This is a genomic window from Hymenobacter yonginensis, assembly GCF_027625995.1.
Lineage (GTDB): Bacteria > Bacteroidota > Bacteroidia > Cytophagales > Hymenobacteraceae > Hymenobacter > Hymenobacter yonginensis.
Genome location: NZ_CP115396.1, coordinates 4,314,955 through 4,340,747, shown reverse-complemented (window position 1 = coordinate 4,340,747; position 25,793 = coordinate 4,314,955). Strand labels below are relative to the sequence as shown.

Sequence of the window (25,793 nt, the reverse complement as noted above, 5' to 3'; positions counted from 1 at the left end):
ACTCCTACTTTCCTCTTAAGCTACTCCAGCACCACGCGGCGCGTCACGGGGCCAGCGGCATAGTCGACACGTAGCAAGTAGATACCAACAGGCAAGTGGCGAATATCAAGCGTTAGCTGCGCTTGGTGTGCTGGCTGTTTGTAGACTATACGCCCCATAGAGTCTATAAGCCTTATGGATTGTGGGTGGGCAGCCACATCCAAGCTTACGTGCAGTTCGTGGTGAGCGGGCACAGGCCACGCATCTACGCGCGTAGCAGCATGCTTAGAAGTTATGTGCAGCACATTAGGGGCAGTCAGCCGTACTACACCAGCGCTGCCACCAAGCCGAGTACCGCCAATCAGCAGCTTTCCATCGGACTGTATTATGCCAGTATATCCAACTCCCGACAGAAAGTCCCCGTTGAATGAAGTATCCGCTTGGCCAGCTGGCAGAAGGCGGCGGACCGCCGTGCTAACGTTACCGGTTCGGAAGTCGCCAACAAGCAGCATTCGGTCATTGGGCTGGGGCACAAAGGTGTACACATAATCGTCTGGACCAAGTGGGCTAACAAAGCCTGTATCTGCCGCATTGCCGGCTAACGAATAACGTACTATTCGATACTGCTGGGTGCTGTTGTTATAGGTTGCCGCTATCGTTCGATTTTGGGCATCAGCTCCCAGCGCTGCAATGGTTTCACTGCCAGATGCGCCAACTGCGACAGGAATAAAAGAAGCATCACGCGTACCAGAGCTTAGCAGGCGGACCAACTCAGCATTACCAGCAGCATCAACCATACTGGCCATGATACGCCCATCGGACAGCACTTTGAACTGATCTACTTCATTTATACTGGAGGTCGTAACTACTGAAAACGTATTATCCAACGTCCCATCTGCCTGCAGACGATACAATGTTGCCAGGTTGTTGTTGCCGTTGCGGTATCCATACACCACAATTTGGTCGTTCAGGGTCAAATCGGCCCCAAAACTGGCATAGTTCCAAGGCTGATAGGCAAAGGACTGATCAAGCTGACCTGCGGTAGTCAAACGAATGGTTGAGCGAGTATTGGTTTGGCCTACACGCCCGAAATTGCCGCCAACTACGATACCTCCCGCAGATTGCCGCATAATTTTGTGTACAGTGCCATCAAGCGCGCTTTGGCGTACAAAAGCCGTATCCAGTTGCCCATCAGGACGTAGGCGAGCCACATTCCCGGCAGCTCGTTCGCCAACTTTAGTGAAAGTGCCACCCAGCAGCACTTCACCGGTAGGCTGCAGAGCTAAAGACCGCACGATGCCAGGCGTCAGAATCTCGGGCGTGAAAACAGTGCTCAATGCTCCACTAGCCTCTAGCACCATCAATCGACTTGCTTTTAAAAGATTGCCTGATGGGTAGAGAATGTTAGGGCTAGTCACCAAGAGCTTACCGTCTGCTAGCTGCACCAATACCGAGGCTGTCCACGAACGGCTGGCCAAGGCAGGAGGTAAGCTAAAGCTAGGGTCGAGAGTGCCGGTGCTGTTCAGACGGGCCAAGCCGGTAACCGGCTGCCCGGTACCGTTGTTGGCCGGTACTCCCACGTAAACCGAACCATCAGCATGAGGCAGCAAAAGGCTAACGATGCCACCCAGAGTAAGTGTAGGGTTCAGAAAACTATTATCGTACGCGCCATTAGCAGAATAACGTGCAACATAGTAGCCGTGTGAAATCAGCAGCTTGCCATCAAGTTGCTGTACTACAGCATGTATAAAACCTGGAGGTGATACATATTGAAACCCAGTATCCAAGGTTCCATTGGGCAGCAAACGAATGAGGTTTACCAAGTTCCTTCCCGCAACGACGAAAAATCCACCTACCACAATACTTCCGTCCGGCTGTAAAATCAGGTGATTAATACGGCCGCTTGTGCTGAGCAGTGGAGGAGAGAAGTTGGTGTCTGTTGCGCCGCTTTCCAGCAAGCGCACTAGCTGGTTAGCTGGCTGCCCATTGAAGGACGTGAAGACACCTCCTACCAGCACCCGCCCATCAGGCTGCTCCAGCAATACGCCATTTCGTCCCGGTATTGGCAAGGTAGTATTAGGTCCTGATCCAATGTTGAAGCTAGTATCCAGCGTGCCATCTGCATTCAATCGAACCAGATATCTACGGCTGGCGCCCGGTATCAACTCTGCCGTACCAGAAACCTGTACCAGTAATTTACCGCTGCGCAGTATAATCAGCCGCTCGGGCACCCAGACATAGCTGCGAACGTTGAGCAGAAAAGCTTGGTCCAACGTGCCATCGGCGTTGTAGCGTACTAGGTTGCTGGCCGTCTGGCCTTCCGCCCGGTTAAAGCCCCCGAGAATAATGCGCTTACCATCGGGCTGCACAGCTATATCCTTTACAAAACCCGCCAGCCATACATCATTGAGCGCAAATGACGGATCGAGCGTTTGGGCCATTCCAGTGGTCAGGTTACTGATCGTTAGCAGAATAATACAAGACCAGAAACAGAGAGAAGTGAGTAGAAATTTGAGCATAGCGAAGGTTAGAAATTCGGTTACAAGTTAGTGCAACTACAAGGCATCTTCACTGCAGACGCAAAAATCTATGCCTATGCATTTTGTCTATAAACACACTTTTATTTTCACCTGAGGCAAGCCGTCAGCAGTGCGCCACACCGAAGAATTGTGCAGACCCTACAAGCTTTCCCTGCGTACATTCGTCCTATGTCCGACGCCCCCGCTGCCCAGCCCCACAAACTTTTCCTGCTCGACGCCTTCGCCCTGATTTACCGCGCCCACTTTGCCTTCAGCAAAAACCCGCGCGTGAACTCCAAGGGCCTCAACACCGGAGCCATCCTGGGCTTCACCAACACGCTGGTGGAGGTGCTGCAGAAGGAGAAGCCCACCCACATTGGGGTGGCGTTTGATGCCGCCAAAAAGACCTTCCGCCACGAGCAATACGCCGAGTACAAGGCCCAGCGCCAGGCCATGCCCGAGGATATCGGCCTAGCCATTCCCTACATCAAGCAGATCATCAAAGCCTTCCACATCCCCATTCTGATGGTGGAAGGCTACGAGGCCGACGACGTGATTGGCACGTTGGCCCGCCGGGCCGAGGCCCAGGGCTTTGGCGAGGTGTACATGATGACGCCCGACAAGGACTATTGCCAACTCGTGACGGACTGCATCAAAATCTACCGGCCGGCCTTCATGGGCAACGCCGCCGAAATCCTAGACGTGGCGCACGTGCTGCAGCGCTTCGAGGTGGAGCGGCCGGAGCAGGTGATTGATATTCTGGGGTTGCAGGGCGACGCTTCCGACAACATTCCAGGCATTCCGGGTATCGGCGAGAAAACGGCCAAGACCCTGATTCAGAAGTACGGTTCCGTCGAAAACCTGATTGCCAACGTGGACCAGCTCAAGGGCAAGCAGCAGGAAAACGTGCGCAACTTCGCCGAGCAGGGCCTGATGAGCAAGGAGTTGGCCACCATCCACCTGGACGTGCCCATTGAGTTTGAGGCCGACAAGCTGGTGCTGGACCAGCCTGATGCTGAACAGTTGCGCCAGCTGTTCGACGAGCTGGAATTCCGTCAGCTGGCCGCCCGCGTGCTGGGCGGCGGCAGCCCCGCCGGCGTAAGTGCCGCCCCGGCCTCGCGCGGAGCGCGGCGGCCCAAAACCGCCGAAGGCCAGGGCAGCCTATTCGGCTCGTCGGTGGATGCGGCGGTGGCTATTGGCGCTGAGGAAGGCGAAACGGGCGAGTTTGGCGCGCCGGCCGGGCCGCGCCGCACCCTGCAGGACGTACCGCACCAGTACCACCTGATGGACACGCCCGAGCTGCGCGCTTCTTTGCTGGCGTTTCTGCTGCAGCAAACCGAGGTCAGCTTCGACACCGAAACTACCGGGCTGGATATTATGACGGCGCGACTGGTGGGCCTCTCCTTCTGCTGGCTGCCCGGCGAGGCCTATTACGTGCCCGTGCCCACCGACGACCACGCCGCCACCCAGGCCCTGGTGGACGAGTTCTGCCCGTTCTTCGAGGCTCAGCACATCCTCAAAATCGGCCAGAACATCAAGTACGACCTCACCATTCTCAAGCACTACCACGTGCAGGTGAGCGGGCCGCTGTTCGACACTATGCTGGCCCACTACCTGCTGGAGCCCGACATGCGCCACGGCATGGACGTGCTGGCCGAAACCTACCTGCACTATACGCCGGTGCCCATCACCGACCTCATCGGCCCCAAGGGTAAAAACCAGAAAACTATGGCCGACTTGCCCCCGGCCGAGGTATCGGACTACGCCTGCGAGGATGCCGACGTGACGCTGCAGCTCAAGCACGTATTCGAGCCCATGCTCAAGGAAGTGGGCCTGCTGGATTTGCTCAATGAGGTGGAAAACCCACTGGTGCCGGTACTGGCCGATATCGAGTACGAGGGCGTGAAAATCGACTCCTCGGCCATGGGCGAGTACTCGGCCGAGCTGCAGGGCTACATCGTGGACCTCGAAAAGCAGATTTTCGCGGAAGCCGGCCAGGAATTCAACATTGGCTCGCCGAAGCAGCTGGGTGAGGTGCTGTTTGATAAGATGGACATTGGCAAAGGCAAAATCAAGAAAACCAAGACCGGCCAGTACGCCACCGGCGAGGAAATCCTGAGCCAGCTGGCCGCCGACAACCCCATTGCTGCCCTCATTCTGGAGTACCGCCAGCTCACGAAGCTGCGCAGCACCTACGTGGAGGCCCTGCCCCAGCTAGTGAACGTAGCCGACGGCCGCGTGCATACCAGCTTCAACCAGGCCGTGACGGCCACCGGCCGCCTCAGCAGCACCAACCCCAACCTACAGAACATTCCTATCCGCACCGAGAAAGGCCGGGAAATCCGCAAGGCCTTCGTACCCCGCGACGCCGGCCACGTGCTGCTGGCCGCCGACTACTCGCAGGTGGAACTGCGCATCATGGCCGATTTTTCGGGCGACCAGACCATGATTGAAGCCTTCCGCCAGGGCCTCGACATTCACACCAGCACGGCCAGCAAGGTGTTCAAAGTGCCGCTGAATGAAGTGGACGGCGAGATGCGCCGCAAGGCCAAAACCGTCAACTTCGGCATCATCTACGGCATTTCGGCCTTCGGGCTGGCCCAGCGCATCGGCATCGGCCGCAAGGAGGCTACCGACATCATCGAGACGTACTTCCAGGAGTTTCCGCGGGTGAAGCAGTTCATGGACGAGAGCATCAACCAGGCCCGGGAGCTGGAGTACGCCACCACCCTGCTGGGCCGCCGCCGCTACCTGCGCGACATCAACTCGCGCAACGCCACCCTGCGCGGCTACACCGAGCGCAACGCCATCAACGCCCCCATCCAAGGCACCGCGGCCGACATCATCAAGAAGGCCATGATCAATATCCACGAGTGGTTGCGCCAGGAAAAGCTCGGCACCCGCATGATTCTGCAGGTGCACGACGAACTAGTGTTCGACGCCGTGCAGGAGGAAGTAGCCTACATCACGCCCAAAATCAAGGAGCTGATGGCCACCGCCCTGCTCCTGCCCCACGGCGTGCCGCTGGAAGTGGAAGTAGGCACTGGCCAGAACTGGCTGCAGGCGCACTAACGCCCCGAAACAGAACATAGTAGCGCGAACTTTGTAGTTCGCGTCCCCGCGCCGATAGCACTATACCCGAGCGGCGCGGAGGCGCGAACTGCAAAGTTCGCGCTACTGCTTTCTGCCACCATTATTCCCAAATTCCATGGACCACGCCACGAAAGCCGGAATAGTCGCGGAGCTGATTAGCTTGCTGACCCAGGCCAACGCCCACGTCACGTTCGTCGACGCCTGCGCCGACCTCACACCCGCGCAGTTGAACCAGCGCGTGCCGGAGGCGCCGTACACCATCTGGCAGCTGGCAGAGCACGTACGCATCGCGCAGTGGGATATTGTGGAGTTTTCGCTCGGCGCCGACCACGTTTCGCCGGACTGGCCCACCGGCTACTGGCCCGCCGATACCGCCACCGCCGACGAAGCCACCTGGCACCAGACGCTCACCCAGATCCAGACCGACCAGCAGCGCTTTATAGACCTGCTGCACGCCCCCGATACGGACCTGCTGGCCCCCATTCCGCACGGCGACGGCCAGACCATCCTGCGCGAAGCCATGCTGCTGGCCGACCATGCCGCCTACCACACCGGCGAAATCATCCTGCTGCGTCGGCTTTTGGACGCCTGGTAGCGGGGGCATAGCCTCGTTGGCCTGCACTAGGAGCCACTGCTGCGGGCGGGAAGACTCCTAAGGTATCCGCGTGGGCGAAGTGGCCGTATAGCCGGCTTACACGCTCACGCTAACACGTCCTCCTATGGCTCCTCAACCCCATACCACCACCCTGCAAAACGTAGCCCGCGTGCTGATGGGCTCCTTTATGGTAGTAGCCGGTACCGGCCACCTCACCTTCCAGCGCCAGGATTTTCAGGCTCAGGTGCCCGATTTCGTACCCTTAAGCAAGGACACCACGGTACTGGCCTCGGGCGTGGTGGAAATCGGGTTGGGACTGGCGCTGCTGTTCTGGAAAAAGCGGCGGGTGGAAATGGGCCTCGGACTGGCTGGTTTTTACGCGGCCGTATTTCCCGGCAACATCCACCAGTATACGCACCACCTTTCCGCCTTCAACCTCGACACTGACCAGAAACGCCTGGCGCGGCTGTTCTTCCAGCCCGTGCTTATCGGCGTAGCCCTGTGGAGCACCGGCGCGCTGAAGCATCTGCAGCGCCGCAAGTAAGCCCCTGGTACCGCCGCTACTAAAGCCCGGCCAAAACTCCCGGCCGCCGAGCCGGTATTACAGCGTATGACAACCGACGTTTCTTTTGATATAGTGGTAATCGGGGCCGGACCCGTGGGGCTGGCCTGCGGGCTGGAAGTGCAGCGGCGCGGCCTCTCGGTGTGCGTGCTCGACAAGGGCGCGCTGGTGAATTCCATCATCGGCTACCCCACCAACATGGAGTTCTTCTCCACGCCCGAGCTGCTCGAAATCGGGGGGCACCCCATGACGACGCTGCACTACAAGCCGCTGCGCGAAGACGCCCTCGACTACTACCGCCGCGTGGCCCAGACCGAAAGGCTGACGTTGCGCCTCTACGAGCGGGTAACCGGCCTCGAAGGCGAGCAGGGAAGCTTTGAAGTGGTAACCGAGAAGGGCCGCATCAAGGCGCGCTTCGTGATTGTGGCTACCGGCTTCTACGACGTGCCCAACCTGCTGCGCGTGCCCGGCGAAGACCTGCCCCACGTCACGCACTACTACAAGGAGCCCTACGCCCACGCCGACCAGGACGTAGTGGTTATCGGGGCCAAAAACTCCTCGGCCAAAGCGGCGCTGCAGCTGCTGCGCGCCGGCGCCCGGCCTGTGCTGGTCGTGCGCGGCTCGGAAATCAGCGAGTCGGTGAAGTACTGGATCCGGCCCGATCTGGTGAACCGCATCAAGGAAGGCCGCATCGGCTGCCTGTTTAACAGCACCGTGGCCAGCATCACCGAAACCACCGTGGAGCTGAACATGCCCGACGGCCCGCGCACCCTGCCGGCCCAGCACGTGTACGCCCTCACCGGCTACCATCCCGACTTCTCCTTCCTGAATACGTTGGGCATCACCTGCGAAGCCGACGCCGCCCAGACGCCCACTCACAACGCCGACACGCTGGAAACCAACCGCCCCGGCCTCTACCTGGCCGGTACCGTGTGCGGCGGCCTCAACACCAGCCGCTGGTTTATCGAAAACGGCCGCTACCACGCCCAGCTCATTGCCGCCCGCCTGGCCGGCGAGGCTGCCCCAAAACTGCCCGAAGTGCTGCAGCAGGTGCAGCTGTCGTAGCAACAGCGTGCCGCCGACGGCCACAAAAAAGCCCGCTTCCTGAATCAGGAAGCGGGCTTTTCTATTCAACTATCAATTACTTAGGGCAGCAGAACACCACGCGAAGCATTTGGATCTACGGGCTGTAGAGTTGAGCCGTATTTGGTATTGATAACCTTAATCATCTCGTTGGCAATAATTGCATAGCCACGGGGCGTTGGATGCACACCATCGAGTGAGAACAGGTTGCCACTGATGTATGCCGCCGTGTTGGTTACGGTATTGCTGACAACGCCATTTGCTGCTACGCGGGAGAAGAAGGCGTTGGCATCAAATATTGCCAGGTTTTTAGCCGTAGCCTTGGTCGTGAGAGCTGCATTGAAAGCAGTGGTAGCCGTGCGTACCGTCGTCTGCTCCACGTCGTCGAGCACCAGCGTGCTAGGAATCGGGTTGCCGGGCGATACTCCGAACGCCTGCGTGGTATCAACCCCCTGGATGGCGAGGAACACGCTCAGGGAAACGGCAGGTGGCAAAGCGCCGCGAACCTGACCGTATACATCGCGCCATGCTTTACCGTTGTTGGTCCGGCCCAGCAGCCCCAGATAAGGAGCAGCCGTCAGCGTGAACAGTTGGTTACCGTTGCCGTTAGCGTCGCGGATGGCGGTAGTGGCAATGGTCTTGCGCGTGGCAGGCGTACCGGGAGTAGTGGAGAAAGTACCAGTAGTTACCACAATGCCGGGTACGTTACCGGCAGTCAGCGTTGCCCGCAGGGTTGGGCCTACCGTGGTGAAGAACGGAATGTTGGTTACGTCCGGGATGGTAGCCACCACACCTTTCGCGCCACCGGCCGTCAGATCATCCAGAATGCCGTTGGCCAGCGTGGTGAACACAGTGTTTGACGTGATACCCGCACCGGCGCCACCGCTGGTAGCGTAGCCCAGTACGTCGTTGTTACCAAGCCAGAACGTGAAGAACGTCGGCTGCGAAGCCGCTACGCGCTGACGGTAGGTTTGGGTAGGAGAAGCATCCGGCGTAATCCGCTCGAAGTATGGGTTGCCCTGCACGCTGCCATAACCGGCCGTTTCGATATCCGACATGCGGATACCGGGTACACCCAGGTTATTTACCGGCTCCGTGAATTTGGTATACAAAGGCCGGGCAGCGGTAGCCCCAGCCCGTAGTGCCAGATTGGTCGTGACGCTGGCCGTGATAGGCGAACCAGTGGCGGTGAAGCCCGTCAGTTTCAGATAACCCGAACCGTTGGACTGCGCTTCTGAGAACAGAGGCTGTACAAAAGCGCCACCACCTGCTTTGGCCATCTGCATAGCCAGCAGGTTGGGGTAGGAGCTCAACTGTCCTTCGCGGTACAGGCCGCCGTCCATGAAGCCAGCGGTGAGAGAGTTGCCGACTGCCACGTACTTGGTGAAATCAGCCGTGCCTTTGTTGGAGGTAGGTTCCTCCAGTTCGGGCTGGCAGCCAGCCAGACCCAAGCCCAGCAGGCCCAGGGCCGGCAAGGTGCGCTTCAACGAATAATTTTTCATCTCAGTGAGTGGGAAATACGAGGAAGATTAGAACGTGTAGTTCAGGCCAATGCCGGGTACTACCACGCTGGTCTTGTAGGTGCCAGCTACCCGGTCAGTCGTGCCGTTGCTGAGCAACTCATCCTGAGTCTGCGTGCGCTTCTTCAGGTTCACGAACTGCGTGCTCAGGTCTACACCGAATTTCTCGCCGAACTTGTAGGAAGCACCCAGCGTGCCGGTTACACGGTCCGAATCGGGCGTTTCAGGCGTGATGTAGCCGTCTTTCACCGGCGAGTTGTCGTAGGCACCACCGGCGCGCACGGTTAGGCCGCTCGTTACCTGATACTGGCCGCCAATGCGGAACGTCAGGGCGTCTTCGTAGAAACGCTTCGAGGTGCTGGTTGGCGAGCCGTTTACTGGGGCGTTGAAATCGAACGTCAGGTTCTTGTAGGCGCTCCACTCCACGAAGTTCACATCGAGGCCGATGGTCAGCTTCTCGGTTGGCATCACGCCGATACCGATGGAGGTGGTAGCAGGCAGCGGCAGCGTGGCGGCAAATTTCGTGGCCTGGAAGCGCGGGGCTACGGTAGCCGACAGGTTGCGGAACGTCACGTCGCCGTCTTTCACTTGGGCATCAATCTTGGAGCGGTAGCTGATACCAACGCTCAGCTTCTCGGAAGGCTTGAAGAACACGCCGGCGTTGAAGCCAAACTTGCGCTCAGCCTCGCCGTCCAGCTCGATGCTGCCGAACTGGCCGTCGGCGTTCTGGGCCGGAATGTCGCGCTGCAGGTTCACCGAACCCAAGGCTAGGTACGTCAGGCCGGCGCCAATGCTCAGCTTGTCGGTAACGGCGAAGCTGAAGGTAGGCTGGATGTAGATGGCTTTCAGGTCAATCTGCGTCAGCGCGAAGCGGCCTTCCCAGCCGTCGGCGTACTGCAGCTTGTTGCCGAAAGGCGTGTAGACGGCAATGCCCGCGCGGAACTTGCCTTCCGAAGGACCGAAGCCAGCGAACAGGCTGAACGGCGTAGTCGTGTTGTTTTGCAGCTCGCGCTGCACGCTGCCGTTTTCGGCGCGGAAAGCCTGGCGGGCCAGCGTGGCATTGGCCCCGAGCTGCACGCCCCGCTCCTTCACCATGGCCAGGGCGCCGGGGTTGTAGAACATGGCCGCCTGGTCCAGCGACAGGCCGACGCCTACGCCGCCCATACCGTTGTTCTTAATCCCGGCCAGCGTCACCTGGTAGCCGCCCGCCGATGCGGCCGTACCCGTAAGTAGCGCACCACCCACGAGGAGTAGAGATTTGAAAGTCATAAAAAAGTGAGAAAGGTGAGAATTAGGGGTTGTCGCGACTTAAATGTAGGGAGAAAAATGCTTGGTTAGTCGGCTTGCCGACTATTTGTTACGCACCGTAGAACGAACCGGAAAGCCCGGAAAGTCTGGCGTGCGGCCGGCGGCGTGCAAATATGGTGAGTTGAAGCTCACCTTGTATCCGGATCCTCTCCTATCACCCGCCTATTCTGCAGCTGCAGGCGCTGCCCGGCCACCAGCAGATGCACTCGCAGATCCTGCCCGCTTACCGGCTCGCCGCGCCCGATGCGCCCCAGGTTGTTGCCGTGCAGCTGGCGCCCGTCCACCACCATCACCACGCCGTCGCCGAACACCTCGGCCTCGGTGCCGCCCCGGATGATGAGGCCGGTTTCCTCGGCCAAACCCAGGCCCAGGCACATGGGGTGGGCCAGCAGCGCGTGGGCCAGCCGCCCGAAGCGGCCGCGCTCCACAAAGTGCTGGTCGATGAGCAGCTGGGGCAGCAGGCCGAGGCCGGCGCTGGTTTGCATGCCGCCTTTGCGCAGGGCGCGCCAGCCGTGGCCGTCCACTATCATGTACTCGGGCAGCACAGCCGCGCCGGCGCTGGTGCCCGCAATAATGAAGGTGGCATCGTGGTAGTACCGCTCGTGCAGCACCCGCGCAAACTCGGTGTGGTGCAGAAAATCGGTGATGCGCTCCTGGTCGCCGCCGCTGAAAAACACGAGGCCGGCGTGGCGCAAGCGGCGCAGCGTGTCGGGGGCATCGGCCGGGTGCTGCTCGCTGATGCGCAGGTGGCGGGCGCCGGTACAGCCCAGCTCGCGCAGGGCCCGCTCGTAGGCGCGGCCGGAGCGGGTGTCGTCGCGGGAGGCCACGGTCACGATTTCGACGGCGGTGGCGGGGCTCGGCAGCAGGTCGCAGAGCAAAGCCAGCATGGCGTCGTCGTCGCCGCCGCCGAGGGCAACAAGGGTGCCGAGCGGCGGGGCGGCAGGCGTCTGGTGAGGCATAGAAAGCGCGAAGAAGCGGGCCCAAATGTACGGGCAGCCTCCTGATTTGCTACCGCCCACGCCGCAGAAGTATTGCGGCGGCGCTGCAGGCCCGGCCAGCCGCCCAATATCTGGCAGATACTGGGCTTATTATCAGTGTCGTTTCAGCCAGGGGCCAATGCTGGCTTGGCCGCCGATATATTATTAGCGGCCGGAGTCTGCATCCCGAAACAGAATGGCTATTTTTGCGGGCTTTTTTGTCACCAACCCTCCTGCCTAGCGAGACATACCCTCTGCGTTACATGAATCAGAACCCGACCGCCGACCACATTACGTCCCTGATTCAGGAGGGAGAGTTTTTCAAGCTCAAGGAGATTCTCAAGCATTACGAGCCCGCCGAGCTGGTGGAGTTGATTGAGGCCGAGGAGGAGCGTGAGCAGCTGATTGTGTTCCGGCTGCTGCCGCTGCGGCTGGCCACGCAGGTGTTCGAATACCTCGACCTGGAGGTGCAGAAGCACTTTCTGGCCAACCTGAGCCAGGAGAAAATTTCCGACATCCTCAACGAAATGTCGCCCGACGACCGGACGGCGCTGTTGGAATTCCTGCCCGACGACTTCGTGAAGGAGCTGATCCAGACGCTGAGCGAGCCGGAGCGCAAGGTGACGCTGGAGCTGCTGGGCTACCCCGAGTACTCGGTGGGCCGCCTGATGACGCCCGACTACATTGCCATTCGGGAGAGCTGGACCGTGCAGCAGGTGCTGGACTACATCCGGCGCCACGGCGGGCAGTCGGAGACGCTGAGCGTGCTCTACGTGACTGACCAGCGCGGCGTGCTCATCGACGATATCCGCATCCGAGAGTTTCTGCTGTCGGCGCCCGACCGGCCCGTGAGCGAGCTGATGGACCGCCGCTACGTGAAGCTCAACGCCATGCAGGACCAGGAAGCGGCCATCGACGTGTTCCGCAAAAACGACCGGGTGGCCCTGCCCGTGGTCAACGATGACGGCGTGCTGTTTGGCATCGTGACCATCGACGACATTCTGGACATCCGGGAAGAAGAAGACACCGAGGACATCCAGAAGCTGGGCGGTTCGGCGGCGCTGGATGAGCCGTACCTGGCCACGTCCATCTGGAGCATGGTGAAAAAGCGCGCCGGCTGGCTGGTGATTCTGCTGATTGGCGAGATGCTGACCACCTCGGCCATGCACCACTTCGAGGACGACTTGCAGAAGGCGGCGGTGCTGGGGCTGTTTATTCCGCTGATTATTTCGGCCGGCGGCAATGCCGGCTCGCAGGCTACCTCGCTTATCATCCGGGCTATGAGCCTGGGCGAGTTCACCCTCTCCGACTGGTGGCTGGTAATGCGGCGCGAAATCGTGTCGGGGCTGGCTCTGGGCAGCATTCTGGGGGTGGTGGGTGCCATGCGCATCGTGCTATGGGCCAAGGTGGTAGACCCGGGCTACTTCGGGCCGTACTGGCAACTGATTGCCGTAACGGTGGGCTTCTCGCTGCTGGGCATAGTGCTGTGGGGCGCGCTGTCGGGGGCTATGCTGCCCATGCTGCTCAAGCGCCTGGGCCTCGACCCGGCCACGGCCTCGGCCCCATTCGTGGCTACGCTCGTGGACGTAACGGGCCTGATTATCTATTTCTCAGTGGCTACACTGGTGCTGCGCGGCACGCTGCTTTAACGCGAAATTCCATTTCGCGACGAGCGAAGCGAGTATCCGGCACTGCACAACAACCAGGCGGCACGTTACCGGATACTTGCTTCGCTCGTCGCGAAATGGAATTTCGCGTTACAGGACCTGTTGCCAACTGCACTGCCCATGACCGAAACCCTCCTCACCCATCAGGAATCCGCCTTTGCCTGGCTGGATATTACCAGCCCCACCGTGGCCGAGCTGCAGGCCGTGGCCGCGCAGTACGACCTGCCCGACTCGCTGGTGCGCGACTGTCTGGAGCCCACCCACCTGCCCAAGTTTGAGGCCACCCACGGGCTGAGCTTCGTGATTCTGCGGGTATTTAATCCGCCCAAAACCAACGAGGCCGACACCATTCAGGAGCTGAGCACCAAGATTGCCGTGTTCTACGCCGCCGACTACCTGATTACGGTGCACCGGCTGCCGCACCCGGTGCTAAACGAGCTGAAACGGGTGGCCCGCGCCCCCGGTCAGGAGTGCAACACGCCCGCCGAAGTGGCCTTCCATCTGGTGCGCTACGCCCTCAACAGCTACATGCAGCCCGCCCTCACGCTCACGCGGGAGCTGGACGACTACGAGGCCGAAATCTTCCTGAAGCAGGAAGTGCCCAACGCCCTGCAGGGCCTGTACTTCCTCAAGCGCAAAGCCTCCGCCGCCAAGCAGCTGCTGCTGCTCACGCGCGACATCCTGACGATGCTGCGCCGGCAGCTGGCCACCTCCGTCACGGACGATACGCTGCTACAGGACACCCAGGATCTGCAGGTGAAGGTGGAAACCATGTACCAGCAGCTCGACGGCGGCGCCACCAACCTCATGAACCTCTACCTCTCGCTCTCGTCGCAGCGCACCAACGAGGCCATGCGGGTACTGACGGTATTTTCGGCGTTTTTCCTGCCCCTCACCTTCATTGCCGGCATTTACGGCATGAACTTCAACTACATGCCCGAGCTGACCTGGAAGCTGGGCTACCCGGTTTCCATCCTATCGATGGTGGTTATTTCGGTGGGGATTTACGTCTGGTTCAAGCGCAAGGGCTGGATTTAAGCTTCCCCTATTTCTCGTTGATTCTCTGTTGTATGCTGACGTCTGCTATGCCCGGTTTGCTGCGCCTGTGCTTGTGTCTGGCTGCTGGCTCCATCCTGACCGGCTGCGCCGCCGTGGGCCGGGTAGAGCAGCTGCCCACCGGGCGTTACTGGGTGCTGCGCTCCACGGCGCCAACGCTGCAGGCCTATCGGAGGCAGCCCGTGTATCTACGCCAGGCCACCGACACGCTGCTGCTAGCGGCCACCGACTCGGCCATAGCCAGCCCGCTGCTCTTGGCCCGGCGCCACAGTAGCGTGCTGCTGAGCCGCCGTTTCGATGTGGATGTATTCACGCTGCCCTTCAAGATTCGGCCGGCCCGGGCGCCGCTGCCGGTGCAGCTCAATACCAGCTTCAATGCGGCCCTGTATCTGGGCCGGCGCCTCGATTTTTACCATGTGAGCACGCCCACCCGGCACCGGCCCGGCAATGCTCCGGTACTGCGCGACACGGGCATTGGCTACGGCGTGTTTGTGGGCCTGGGGGCGGCCGTCATCAACCCCGACGTTACCCGTCAGCAGACGGCCATTGCCGAATACGAAGGCTTGGTCTCGCACGTCGGCGCAGCCCTGATTTACGATGCCCGCGTGTTCAACGTGGGGCTGGCCGCCGGCGCCGACCACCTGTTCGGCCCCGACCAGCGCCACTGGATTTACCAGCATCGGCCGTGGTTTGGGGTGCTGTTCGGGCTGGATTTGAACTGATTTTCAAACTGTAAATACCAAGCTTACTGCTGTAGCACATTGGCTTGACACAGGCAGAAAAACTTGTAGCCTGAGGATTTATGCTTGCAGCTAGCAACGGCAACTAAAAATCCACCCGGCCGCGGTTGGTTTTCTTGTCGCCATGCTTCTTTTTGGACTCCAGGCGCTGGCGCACGGCGCCTTTGCTGGGCTTGGTGGCTTTGCGGGCTTTAGGCTTGTGCAGGGCTTTGGTGAGCAGCTCATGAAACTTCTGCAGCGCCGTTTCCTTGTTGCGCAATTGGCTGCGGTCTTCCTGCGCCACTACCAGCAGCTCGCCCTCGGAGGTGAGCTTGGAGGCCAGTTTCTGCTGCAGCGTCTGCTTCTGTTCATCAGTGAGCAGCTGCGACTCCAGCAGCCGGAAGCGCAGCTCCACGCGGCTTTCCACCTTGTTCACGTTCTGCCCGCCGGGGCCGCTGCTGCGGCTGGTCTGGAATTGAAGTTCGGGCAGGAAGTCGGCGGCGGCAGGCAGCATGGGTTGAGGTGCTGATTTGAAAGATGTTGTAGCGCGAAGCCTTTGCTTCGCGTATCGTTACAAGAAAGGACGGCGCGGGCGGCCCGGGGCTGAAGCCCTAGGCTACGGAAGGTTTCTACGTTCCGTTTTGGCAGTTTCGCTGACGTCCAAGGTTTCAGCTCTGGGACGCCTGCGCTATCTTATCAACGATACGCGAAGCAAAGGCTTTGCGCTACAATATTTTCCAGAGCAGCCAGCCCAGCAGGCCGCTGCGCAGGGTCCAGGCCACGGTGCGGAGCCAGTTGGTGCGCACCAGCCCGTCGATGGCCACATAGCTGTAGCCGTCGGCGGCGAGGCGGTTGTGGAATGGCACGGAGATGAAGAACGTGGCCGCCCAGATCAGCAGTACCAGCGCCAGCGCCCACCAGCCGGCCGCGCCCAGCGTGCTGCGGCCCTGCCAGGCCAGCCACACGGCTAACCCCAGCTCCAGCACCATCGGGGCCAGTACCACAAAGCTCATGGTGCGGGTGTGGTGCTGATGAAACGCCCCGAACTTCTCGGGCGCCACGTAGGCGAAACCGGGATAGTGCACGAGCTGCACCGTCCAGATGAGGCCCGTGAGGTAGGCGGCCAGCGCGAAGTTGAGCAGCAGCAGAAATTTTAACGGCATAGCTGCAACCTAACAGGTGTTTGGCAGAACTGTTAGGTTGCGTCCGTAATTGATTTCAACCTCCCTTTTTTCATGACCTTCCTTCCCTCCTCGCGCCGCTGGTTGGCTGCCCCCGCCCTGCTGCTGGCTTTGGCCGGCTGCAACTCCGGCACCAACTCCGGCAGCGCCCAGCCCGACCTGCTCCAGGCCAACCTCGACACCACCGTGCGCCCCGGCGACGACTTCTTCCAGTACGCCAACGGCGGCTGGCTGAAGCAGCACCCCATTCCGGCTTCGGAAAGCAGCTGGGGCATCGGCAAGGAAGTGCAGAATGAGGTGTACGCCCGCCTGCGCGCCCTCAACCAGGAAGCCGCCAAAGCCAACGCCGCCGCCGGCAGCACGCAGCAGAAAATCGGCGACTTCTGGGCCACTGGCATGGATTCCGTGGCCATCGACAAGCAGGGCCTGGCGCCGCTGAAAGCCGAGCTGGACCGCCTGGCTGCCCTGCGCACCCCCGCCGACGTGCAGGCTGCCATGGCCCGCCTGATTCCGCTGAACGTGAATGCGCTGGTAGGCCCCTACGTGGCGCAGGACGCAAAAAACAGCGAGAAGATGGCGCTGTACCTGTACCAGGCCGGCCTGGGCTTGCCTAACCGCGACTACTACTTCAACAAGGACGCCCGCACCGCCAACATCCGTAAGGAGTACGGCACGCACGTGGCCAAAATGCTGGGGCTGATGGGCGAAGACGCCGCCACTGCCCAGCGCCACAGCGCCCAGGTGGTGAAGCTGGAAACGGCCCTGGCCGGGGCCTCGCGCAAGCTGGAAGCCCTGCGCGACCCTTACGCCAACTACAACAAGATGACCCTGGCCCAGCTCAACCAGCTCACGCCTGGCCTCGACTGGAAAACCTGGTTCACGCAGGCCGGCATCCCCGGCGTGGATACGGTGATTGTGGGCCAGCCCGAGTTCTACCGCGAAGCCGCCCGCCTGCTGCGCACGGCCCCCGTGGAAGATTGGCGCGCCTACCTGCAGTGGCAGTTGCTGCACACCTACGCCGAGCGCCTGAGTGCACCCTTCGACAACGAAAACTTCCGCTTCTACGGCACCGTGCTGCAGGGCCGCAAAGAGCAGCGCCCCCGCTGGAAGCGGGTGCTCGACGACGAGGAAAGCGCCATGGGCGAGGCCCTGGGCCAGCTGTTTGTGAAAGAGTATTTCACGCCCGAAACCAAGGCCCGCTACGAAAAGCTGACCACGAACGTGGTAGCGTCCTTCCGCGAGCATATTCAGGCCCTGGACTGGATGAGCGACTCCACCAAGCAGAAGGCCCTGGTAAAGCTCACCAAAATCACCCCGAAAGTGGGCTACCCCGCCAAGTGGCGCGACTACTCGGCCCTGGACATCAAGCGCGACTCCTACGCCGCCAACATGATGCGCGCCAACCAGTGGCGCTACCGCTACGAGCTCAGCAAGCTGGGCAAGCCCGTCGACCGCACCGAATGGAGCATGACGCCCCAGACCTATAACGCCTACTACAATCCCAGCAACAACGAAATCGTGTTGCCGGCCGCCATCTTCGCGGTGCCCGGTCTCAAGGATGCCGACGCCGACGACGCCATCATCTACGGCTACGCCGGCGCCAGCACCATCGGACACGAGCTGACCCATGGCTTCGACGACGAGGGCAGCCAGTTCGATGAGAACGGCAACCTGCGCAACTGGTGGAGCAAAAAAGACCGCGCCGCCTTCCAGCAGCGCGTAAATGGCATCGTGCGCCAGTTCAATGGCTACACCGTGCTCGACTCGCTGCACATCAACGGCAAGGCCACGGCCGGCGAAAACATTGCCGATCTGGGCGGCATCGTCATTGCCTTCGATGCCTTCAAGAAAACAGAACAGTACAAGAAAAACGAGAAAATCGGGGGCCTGACGCCCACGCAGCGCTACTTCCTGGGCTACGCCCTGGGCTGGCAGAACCACCAGCGCGACGAAGTGCTGGCCCAGCGCATCCTCACCGACGTGCACTCGCCGGCCAGCTACCGCGTCAACGGCCCCTTCGCCGACGTGCCGGCCTTCTACGAGGCCTTCAACGTGAAGCCCACCGACAAGCTCTACCGCCCCGACTCCGCCCGCGTGACGATTTGGTAGCAGCGGTAGTTGAGAGAAAAAGAGTAGAACGTCATTCCGAGCGAAGGCGAAGCCGTAGTCGAGGAATCTCGCGTGCTGAGGTTGTAGTAGCATTATTTACTACACTAGCGAGATTCCTCGACTACGGCTTCGCCTTCGCTCGGAATGACGTTCTGGTTACTGGCTCAGCTGCGGCCGGTACGCCGCCAGCCCCTGCGCCGCCGATTTGCGCACCTTGTTCTGCAGAAACCCCGACCAGCCCAACAGCCACCCCACCGGCCCCAGCGCCTGCCGTGACCAGCGCCAGAAGCTGAACTCGTCGTGATGGGTGAGGATGAGGCCGTCCTGGAACGTGAAGCGGGCCTGGATGTGGTTGTGCACCTTGCGGCCGGTTTGCGAGAAGGTGTAGCGGGCGTCCCAGGTGGCGCGGCCGGCGTGGTCGTCGGCGTGGAGGTCGTTGTAGGCGAGGCGCAGGTCTTTGCCCCGCTCGCAGAGCATGCGCCACATCTTCCCGATATCGGCCCCCTGAAGCTGAAACGCGGCATCCTCGAAGGTGGCCTGGGGATGGTAGCAGGCGGCCATGGCGGCATGGTCGCGACGCTGAAAGGCTTGGTAGAAGCGGTGAAGAAGCTGTTCGTGCGGGTGCATGGCCGGGCTAGCAGACAGCGCGAAAGTGCAACGCGGCCTGCGGCTCAAAGCTGCACAAAAAACACCGCCCCTGGCTGCCTGCAGGACGGTGTTTTTTTAGGATGGTGTCACGAGCGTCGGGGCACGCAGGCAGAGCTTTATCTGCCGGGTCACTGGTTATTTTTTATGGCCGGCCTGGCTGCAGGCAACTGTTGCGGGCGGCTGTCCATCTTTCCGGGCATACCCCTCACCTTCAACCTTCTCCACTTATGAAACGCTTACGCTACGCCTCCCTGACCCTGCTGCTGGCTCTGCTGCTGCCCGCTTTGCTCCTGGCTGCGCCCAACCGCGAAATACGCTCTGTGGCGGCCTTCACGCGCCTGGGCGTGGCCAATTCGGCCAAGATAGTTTTGCGGCAGGGCAGCCCGCAGCGCGTGGAAGTGGAAGCCACCACTGCCGACCTGGCCCGCATCGAAACCGTGGTGGAAGGTGGCCGCCTGCGCATCAGCACCAAGCAGCAGAACGGCAGAATGTGGTCCGGCGACAACCTCGAAGGCCCGGTGACGGTGTACGTGACCATGACCGACGTGGCAGAGCTCAGCGTGAGCGGCTCCGGCCAGATCAAAGCCGAAGAGGCCGTGAAGGCAGACCGCCTGTCGTTGGCGGTCAGCGGCTCCGGCCGCATCCTGCTGCCCCGGCTCACAGCCAGCGAGCTAAAATCGGCCGTATCGGGATCGGGCGAAATTCAGGTGGCCGGCACCTGCCCGCGGCATGAGGCCCGCATCAGCGGCTCCGGCAACGTGCTGGCCACCGAGCTGCGCACCGAGGCCAGCACCATCGGCATCAGCGGCTCTGGCAACGGCCGCCTCTACGCCAGCCGTACGCTGGAGGCCAGCATTGCCGGCTCCGGCAACGTATACGTACGCGGCGGCGCCAACGTCAGCAGCAAAATTGCCGGCTCCGGCCGGGTGCGCAAAGAGTAACTTTTGACGTCATTCGTCACCATGAGAAAGGGGGTTCCGGCTGCAGCGTTGTTCAGCCGGAACTCCCTTTTCTGTGGACAGGCTGTGCCGTTTACTCTATCACTACTTTCTGAGTAGCAGTGCCGGTTTCGGTAGTGAGACGCAGCAAGTACACCCCCACTGGTAAACTAGGTAGCTGAAGCTGCACCTGCTGCTCGGCAACATCCAACAGGCTGGTTTGGTAGCAGAGGCGGCCTTGTATATCCAGCAGCTGAAGGGTGCCCGGGCTCGGTTGTGGCTGCGCAATACGAACTCCAAAACTGCCTTTGCTGGGGTTAGGAGCTACTACCATACTTGACTGCCGGGCAACTGGCCGGACGCCAAGGGGCCGCCCACTACCGCCCGAGCAAAAAATGCTAGGGGGCATTACGCGCCGCGTTGGGGCATCCGGGCCTTCGTATTCTAGCACAAGCTTGTTGCGCCCACCGTTTTCGCCAAAATGAATCTGCAGGTCATGCTGGCCGGCGAGCAAAGGCAGCGTAACGGCTACTGTGGAGTCGGGGTGCATGCCCCCATTATTGATGGTGGCCATGTTATTGGGTGGGGTCGACATCAGCGCGTAGGTATCAAGCCACAGCCGGGAGCCATCATCAGACCGGAGATAGAGTGTATAAAGGCCGGAAGTGCTGATGGTGAAACTTCCCCGAAAGCGCGCACTGTACTCGTTAGCATCGGTGGCAGTGCCCGTGGCCACAGCAGTCAGGTCGCCCCAGCTGCCATCAGTATCAAAGTTGAGGTGGCTTTCCAGGCGTACTAGGCCGGGCCGATTAGCCGAGAAGTAGGCCGGATCATCCGCAAAATAGCCTTGGTAGTATTCGCCGTATAGCCCTTGCGTTGGGGGGCCTCGGTCGGGGCGGACACTCATGCAGCCGGCAGCCGGCGGCACAGCCGCTACAAAGGTGTAGGCCTGCCGAAACAACGTAGCGCCCTGGCTGCCAATCACAAGTATATTAGGCTGATACAGGCCCGTGGGCACATTCACGCCAAACGTCAGCTGGCCTGTGGCGGCGTTGAGGCTTATGCCGGCTGGCAGACTGGCAGCATTTGCCAACAGAAACTGCGGCGTAGCCCCTACTCCCGTCACTGTTGGCACCGACGACATAGTGCCGGTGCCCACAGTCACCGTCTGATTATCGTTGGCGTACATCAGGTTGGCAGGGAGGGTCCGCACGGGCTGCACGGCCGTGCAGAACACGCTGGCAGGCACTACCTGCCGGGCAGGAGCATCAGGACCTTCGTATTCCAGTATCAGCGTGTTGGCGCTGCCCATTTCGCCGTAGTGTAGCAGGATGTTATGCAGCCCGGCCACCAGATACACGCTGGCCTGCTGCGCCACGGAGGCACTGTGCATCCCGCCGTTGGCAATGGTGGCCTGCGCCAAAATAGCCGGGCTGGCTAGCGCTGCATTGTCAAGCCAGAAGTAGGCCGCGTCGTCAGAATACAGATAAAATGTATACATGCCGGCCGTAGTAATGGCCAAACTGCCGCGCTGACGCAGACTAAAGCCATCCGGGTCCGCAAGCGTATTGGCGGCCACAGTCGTCAGGTCGCCAAACCCGCTGTTGGGGAAATTGGCCTGCACATCTGTTCGGATCAGGCCAGCCGCCCGATTTGTGAAGAACAGCTGGTCATCGTCGAAGTAGCCACTGTAGTACTCGGCATATAAGCCGCTGGTAGCTGGGCTACCGCTCGGGTCTTGGCCGATGCAGTTGTTGGGTTGGGCCATTGCCTTGGACCCACTGCTCAACAGCGTCCACAAAGCTAGCAGACAACCAAGACCGGTTATTCGCAGAGTGGTAAAGATTGTCTTCATGAGCCTCAAAGCATAATGGTGAAAGAAGACGGCAACTACTCTGAGTGAATGTAATAGTTATTTTATAATATTGCAACATTCTAATTTTATTTTGCATTATAAATAAACTATCAGGCACGCACCCAGCAGGCTGTGCTAAGTCTTCCGGCAGAGCGCCCGCGCCCCCCACGCAACCAGTGCGAGCGCCTTGCATGTGCCGGCCGGAAAATGCTTACTTGCGCCAACGTACCACCAGTTGCAGCTTCGGTACGGCCCCAGCTCTTCCCTATGGCGCACCACGCTACCCACTTACCGGCCTGCGCAAACTGCGGCTACTCGTTTCCGGCCGACACGCCGGCTGAATTCTGCCCCCGCTGCGGCCAACAGAATCACGAAGTCAATATCTCCTTCGGCCACTTAGTGGAAGAAACGCTGGAAGGACTGTTCCACTTCGATGGCAAGGTATTCCGAACGGCGGGCCTGCTGCTGTTTCGGCCGGGCGTGCTCACGCGGCGCTTTCTGGAGGGCCGGCGCATGCCCTACGTGCCGCCGGTGCGGCTCTATGTGTTCCTGAGCTTTGTGTTTTTCCTGCTCCTATCGTCGGTTACCAAGCCTGAACACGGCCGTGAGCGGCCGGTACAGCTGTTTGCCCGGCAGGCCGCCACCCTGACAGAAACCGCCAACGATCCTGCCCGGCAGCAGGAACTGCAACTGCTTCGCGACATTGCTCAGGCGCAGTCGCCGGCCCGCAGTGACAGTCTGCAGCGCCTCTTCACGGATTTGATGCAGCAGCGCCAAAAAGCCGGCCGGCCGCCGCAGGCTCTCACGCAGGCCACCACAGACTCAACAACCCGCAGAAGCGCCTCCGACGGCCTCAACCTCTCGGTGATGGGCGTCAAGCTCCCGGAAGAAGAGGTGGCAAAGCTGCCCGATGACATCACGCAGGCGCAGGTGGACTCTGTGCTGCGTAGCAAGGGTGCCGTGCCCGGCTTCTGGAACCGGCTGGGCGTGAAGCGGGCCGTGCGCTGGCACCACGTCACGAGCGAGGAAGCCATGCACCAGATTCTGCGCGGCCTGTCGCTGCTCATTTTCCTGATTATGCCGCTGGCGGCGCTGCTGCTGAAGGGCGCGTATTTCCGGCAGCGCCGGCACTACATCAGCCACCTCATCTTCACGGTGCACATCCACTGCTTCCTGTTTGTGTACTTCGCAGTGGCACTGCTGCTGAGCAAGCTCAGCTTTATGGCCTGGGCCCAAGACTATGTCCTGCTGATTCCGGGCATATACTTTCTGCTGTCCCTGCGCAACTTCTATCAGCAAAGCTGGCCGAAAACAGTGCTAAAATCCCTGCTCCTAGGCCTGAGCTACGGCTTCACACTGGCCCTGGCCCTGACGCTGGTAGCGCTGGGCGGGCTGATCATGTTTTAAGTAGGTTAAGTCGCGGATTAGCCGTGGCGGGGCGGTAGTAGCGCGAACTTTGTAATTCGCGTCTCCGCGCCGTTGGATGTTAATGGCGCAGGGCCGCGAACTACAAAGTTCGCGCTACTGCTCTAACGCCACTAAAACTAACGCCCTGCGTAACAGCAGGCTTTGAGTATCCTAAGTCGCGGAGCAACCCCGGAGGAGCGGTATGCCGATGGAAGCATCGCCGGAAAAAAGTAGCAAGCCCCGCCTATCGGCTACCAGTCAAACAGGCCGCGGCGGCCGGAGCTGCGGGGCTTATCCTTGGCTTTCGACTTGTCTTTGCCGCCGCCGAATACGCCGTCGAGCAGGCCGGTTTTCTTCTCTTTAATCAGGATGTAGCGCACGGAGAAGGCCGTCGGGAAGCGGGCCCAGTCGTCGGAGCCGAACTCGATGCTGGGCTTGAAATCGGCGGAGATGACCAGCCGCGTCAGGGCCACTTTGTACTCCACGCCCACAATGCCATCCACGCCCCCGAACGTGCCGGTATCCTTGTGGTTACCAACGTGGCCGCCGGCCCCGAGGTAGTAGTTGAGGCTGGGCCCCAGAATGCCGAAGTGGCGCTCGGCCAGTACCGTAGCGCTTACTTCGCGGGTGCCGGCCAGCGCTAGCCCTTCGAGGGTGGCGCCGGGCAAAAACTTCTGCTGCACCGTGAGGCCGTACTGGCCCGGGCTCAGGCGCAGGCCGGCCGCCGTGCGGTATTTCTGGGCGGCAGCCGGGCTGGCAGCCAGCAGGCCCAGCCCCAGCAGGGGCAGCAGGCCACGACGACGAAAGCGAAATAGCATAATCTTGTAACGAGACGAAGCGAACGGAGCCTGCTGTGTGGGCGTTTGAACGCGCAAGCTCGGTGCAAAGTACGGGCCACGGCCGCTAATTTGCCGGACGCCCGGGCCCGCACCGCGTACATTGCCGTAGTTTTAGGCCCAACTCATTCGCTTTCCGTCCGTGTACATTCACCAGGTGGCATCCTATCTGCCAGAGCAAGTCGTTACCAACGAGCATTTTACCAATCTCAACGGCCTCTCTGCCGACTGGATCATTGAGCGCACCGGCATTCGGGAGCGCCGCAAGGCTGGTCCCGGCGAAAACACCAATACCATGGCTATTGAGGCCACCCGCCGCGTGCTAACCCAGGCCCCGGCATTTCCGGTTACCGAGCTCGACCTCATCGTGGGGGCCACCTACACCCCGCACGACACCATCTACACACTGGCCCACGCCGTGCAGCGCGACCTGGGCATCAACGATATTCCGGTGGTGAGCATTTCGTCGGCGTGCTCGTCGTTGCTCAACGCCATTGAGATTGTGGAAGGCTACTTCGCCATGGGCAAGGCCAGCCGCGCCGTGGTGGTGGTGAGTGAGCACAACACCGCCTACAACAACGAGAGCGACACTGTGGCCGGCCATCTCTGGGGCGACGGCGCCTCGGCCCTGCTGCTCACCAAGGAGCGCCTCGCCCCCACCGACCTGCGCGTGGTGGAGGTGCTGACCGGCGGCGCGGCCGTGGCCGGCAAAGCCGACGAAGCCGTAACGCTGAAGCCCGTGGAACGCGGCATTGTGATGCCCCACGGCCGCGACGTCTTCACGTACGCCTGCCAGTACATGGCCCGCGTGACCCGCCAGCTGCTGGAGCGCCAGCACCTGGACCTCGACAGCCTCACTTACCTGATTCCGCACCAGGCCAACCTGCGCATCACCAAAAACGTGCTGCAGCAGCTGGGCTTGCCCCCCGAGCGCGCCGTATCTAACATCGAGCGGCTGGGCAACACGGGCTGTGCCGGCGCCGCCATCGGCCTCGGCGACACCTGGCCGCGTCTGCAGCCCGGCAACCGGGTTATCATCACGGTGTTCGGGGGCGGCTATTCCTACGGGGCTATGCTGCTGGAGCGGTAACCCATCAAGTCAACTGAAAACGCTCTTGCTGATGCGCGGCTCCCTTGTTCTGCTTGTCCTGCCCCTGCTGGCAGCTAACGAACTGGCGGCGCAGCAGCTGCCGTTGCCGGCCACCGAGTTTCAGGCCCGGCGCACCACGCTGGACCAACGCGGCATGCTGGTGCTGGGTGGCTGGGCCCTCGGCAACGTAGGCGTGAGCGGGGCACGCTACTTCGCCACCGAAGGCCGCGAGAAATACTTTCATCAGATGAACGTGGGCTGGGGCGTAGTGAACCTGGCGCTGGCTGGCAGTTCGCTATGGGCCACGCGCCGCCCGCCAGCCGCCCCCACCGACCGCGCCACGCTGGTCCGCACACAGCTGCGCACCGAAAACCTGTACCTCTTCAACGCCGGCCTCGATGTGGCCTATCTGGCCACGGGCCTGTATCTGCGGGAGCGGGCCGCTTCGCGCCCCACCGTGCGCCGCCAGCAGCAGCTGCGCGGCTATGGGCAGTCGTTGCTGCTGCAGGGTGGCTTTTTGCTGGCTTTTGATGGGTTGATGTTTGCGGCTCACCACCGCCATGCCTCCCAGCGGCTGTATCCGCTGCTGAGCGGGCTGCAGGTGGGGCCGGGCACGGTGGCCTTCACGCTGCCCATCCGTTAGCGCCAGCC

At 61.1% G+C, this 25,793-nt stretch carries 21 protein-coding genes; 12 read left to right on the top strand and 9 right to left on the bottom strand.

Annotated features, from left to right (window positions below; translation table 11 throughout):
* Positions 1–20: 20 nt before the first annotated feature.
* Positions 21–2,420 (bottom strand): T9SS type A sorting domain-containing protein, encoded by a 2,400-nt coding sequence (locus tag O9Z63_RS18670; protein WP_270126900.1) that lies wholly within the window; start codon positions 2,418–2,420, stop codon positions 21–23.
* A 267-nt stretch (positions 2,421–2,687) separates the two neighbouring features.
* On the opposite strand from O9Z63_RS18670, the gene polA reads away from it, so the two are divergent.
* The 4 genes from polA (at position 2,688) to O9Z63_RS18650 (ending at position 7,813) form a co-directional block, all read left to right on the top strand.
* On the top strand, positions 2,688–5,570 hold the full coding sequence (gene polA / locus O9Z63_RS18665; protein WP_270126899.1) for a DNA polymerase I: 2,883 nt from the start codon (positions 2,688–2,690) through the stop codon (positions 5,568–5,570).
* Between the two features lie 136 nt (positions 5,571–5,706).
* Complete coding sequence (locus tag O9Z63_RS18660; protein WP_270126898.1) at positions 5,707–6,186, top strand: DinB family protein; 480 nt, start codon at positions 5,707–5,709, stop codon at positions 6,184–6,186.
* Between the two features lie 124 nt (positions 6,187–6,310).
* Positions 6,311–6,730 (top strand): DoxX family protein, encoded by a 420-nt coding sequence (locus O9Z63_RS18655; protein ID WP_270126897.1) that lies wholly within the window; start codon positions 6,311–6,313, stop codon positions 6,728–6,730.
* Between the two features lie 66 nt (positions 6,731–6,796).
* On the top strand, positions 6,797–7,813 hold the full coding sequence (locus O9Z63_RS18650; protein WP_270126896.1) for a YpdA family putative bacillithiol disulfide reductase: 1,017 nt from the start codon (positions 6,797–6,799) through the stop codon (positions 7,811–7,813).
* Between the two features lie 80 nt (positions 7,814–7,893).
* On the opposite strand, the gene O9Z63_RS18645 is transcribed toward O9Z63_RS18650, so the two are convergent.
* From O9Z63_RS18645 to O9Z63_RS18635, 3 genes are all read right to left on the bottom strand, one after another.
* Positions 7,894–9,333: an SGNH/GDSL hydrolase family protein gene (locus O9Z63_RS18645; RefSeq protein WP_270126894.1), complete on the bottom strand. Its 1,440-nt coding sequence runs from the start codon at positions 9,331–9,333 to the stop codon at positions 7,894–7,896.
* 27 nt (positions 9,334–9,360) lie between these two features.
* On the bottom strand, positions 9,361–10,620 hold the full coding sequence (locus tag O9Z63_RS18640; protein WP_270126893.1) for an OmpP1/FadL family transporter: 1,260 nt from the start codon (positions 10,618–10,620) through the stop codon (positions 9,361–9,363).
* A gap of 167 nt (positions 10,621–10,787) precedes the next feature.
* Entirely contained in the window at positions 10,788–11,618 is an 831-nt protein-coding gene (locus O9Z63_RS18635) for a cyanophycinase (RefSeq protein ID WP_270126892.1), read from the bottom strand.
* Between the two features lie 281 nt (positions 11,619–11,899).
* Between O9Z63_RS18635 and mgtE the strand changes: the two genes are divergently transcribed.
* The 3 genes from mgtE to O9Z63_RS18620 all read left to right on the top strand — a co-directional run bounded on the left by mgtE (position 11,900) and on the right by O9Z63_RS18620 (position 15,081).
* A complete protein-coding gene (mgtE, locus tag O9Z63_RS18630) occupies positions 11,900–13,285 on the top strand; it encodes a magnesium transporter (RefSeq protein WP_270126891.1) in 1,386 nt (461 codons plus the stop codon).
* A gap of 138 nt (positions 13,286–13,423) precedes the next feature.
* A complete protein-coding gene (locus O9Z63_RS18625; protein ID WP_270126890.1) occupies positions 13,424–14,341 on the top strand; it encodes a magnesium transporter CorA family protein in 918 nt (305 codons plus the stop codon).
* A 32-nt stretch (positions 14,342–14,373) separates the two neighbouring features.
* On the top strand, positions 14,374–15,081 hold the full coding sequence (locus O9Z63_RS18620; protein WP_270126888.1) for a hypothetical protein: 708 nt from the start codon (positions 14,374–14,376) through the stop codon (positions 15,079–15,081).
* Between the two features lie 103 nt (positions 15,082–15,184).
* Here the strand turns inward: O9Z63_RS18620 and arfB are convergent, their stop codons facing one another.
* Together arfB and O9Z63_RS18610 are read right to left on the bottom strand one after the other, a co-directional pair.
* Complete coding sequence (arfB, locus tag O9Z63_RS18615; protein WP_270126887.1) at positions 15,185–15,592, bottom strand: alternative ribosome rescue aminoacyl-tRNA hydrolase ArfB; 408 nt, start codon at positions 15,590–15,592, stop codon at positions 15,185–15,187.
* Between the two features lie 211 nt (positions 15,593–15,803).
* Positions 15,804–16,241 carry a hypothetical protein gene (locus O9Z63_RS18610; RefSeq protein ID WP_270126886.1) on the bottom strand — a complete coding sequence of 146 codons (438 nt, stop codon included), beginning with the start codon at positions 16,239–16,241 and terminating at the stop codon, positions 15,804–15,806.
* Positions 16,242–16,313: 72 nt separating this feature from the next.
* Between O9Z63_RS18610 and O9Z63_RS18605 the strand changes: the two genes are divergently transcribed.
* Positions 16,314–18,368 carry a M13 family metallopeptidase gene (locus tag O9Z63_RS18605; RefSeq protein ID WP_270126885.1) on the top strand — a complete coding sequence of 685 codons (2,055 nt, stop codon included), beginning with the start codon at positions 16,314–16,316 and terminating at the stop codon, positions 18,366–18,368.
* 156 nt (positions 18,369–18,524) lie between these two features.
* On the opposite strand, the gene O9Z63_RS18600 is transcribed toward O9Z63_RS18605, so the two are convergent.
* Positions 18,525–18,995, bottom strand: coding sequence for a nuclear transport factor 2 family protein (locus O9Z63_RS18600; RefSeq protein WP_270126884.1), 471 nt, complete (start codon positions 18,993–18,995; stop codon positions 18,525–18,527).
* A 248-nt stretch (positions 18,996–19,243) separates the two neighbouring features.
* Between O9Z63_RS18600 and O9Z63_RS18595 the strand changes: the two genes are divergently transcribed.
* Entirely contained in the window at positions 19,244–19,957 is a 714-nt protein-coding gene (locus tag O9Z63_RS18595; RefSeq protein ID WP_270126883.1) for a head GIN domain-containing protein, read from the top strand.
* A gap of 91 nt (positions 19,958–20,048) precedes the next feature.
* Here O9Z63_RS18595 and O9Z63_RS18590 read toward each other — a convergent pair whose 3' ends face one another.
* On the bottom strand, positions 20,049–21,722 hold the full coding sequence (locus O9Z63_RS18590) for a PA14 domain-containing protein (RefSeq protein ID WP_270126882.1): 1,674 nt from the start codon (positions 21,720–21,722) through the stop codon (positions 20,049–20,051).
* A gap of 354 nt (positions 21,723–22,076) precedes the next feature.
* Here O9Z63_RS18590 and O9Z63_RS18585 point away from each other — a divergent pair, with 354 nt between their 5' ends.
* Positions 22,077–23,216 (top strand): DUF3667 domain-containing protein, encoded by a 1,140-nt coding sequence (locus O9Z63_RS18585; RefSeq protein ID WP_270126881.1) that lies wholly within the window; start codon positions 22,077–22,079, stop codon positions 23,214–23,216.
* A gap of 251 nt (positions 23,217–23,467) precedes the next feature.
* Here the strand turns inward: O9Z63_RS18585 and O9Z63_RS18580 are convergent, their stop codons facing one another.
* Positions 23,468–24,034 carry a hypothetical protein gene (locus tag O9Z63_RS18580; protein WP_270126880.1) on the bottom strand — a complete coding sequence of 189 codons (567 nt, stop codon included), beginning with the start codon at positions 24,032–24,034 and terminating at the stop codon, positions 23,468–23,470.
* Positions 24,035–24,194: 160 nt separating this feature from the next.
* Between O9Z63_RS18580 and O9Z63_RS18575 the strand changes: the two genes are divergently transcribed.
* Positions 24,195–25,142 carry a 3-oxoacyl-ACP synthase III family protein gene (locus tag O9Z63_RS18575; protein ID WP_270126879.1) on the top strand — a complete coding sequence of 316 codons (948 nt, stop codon included), beginning with the start codon at positions 24,195–24,197 and terminating at the stop codon, positions 25,140–25,142.
* Positions 25,143–25,173: 31 nt separating this feature from the next.
* On the top strand, positions 25,174–25,785 hold the full coding sequence (locus O9Z63_RS18570) for a DUF6992 family protein (protein WP_270126878.1): 612 nt from the start codon (positions 25,174–25,176) through the stop codon (positions 25,783–25,785).
* Positions 25,786–25,793 lie beyond the last annotated feature (8 nt).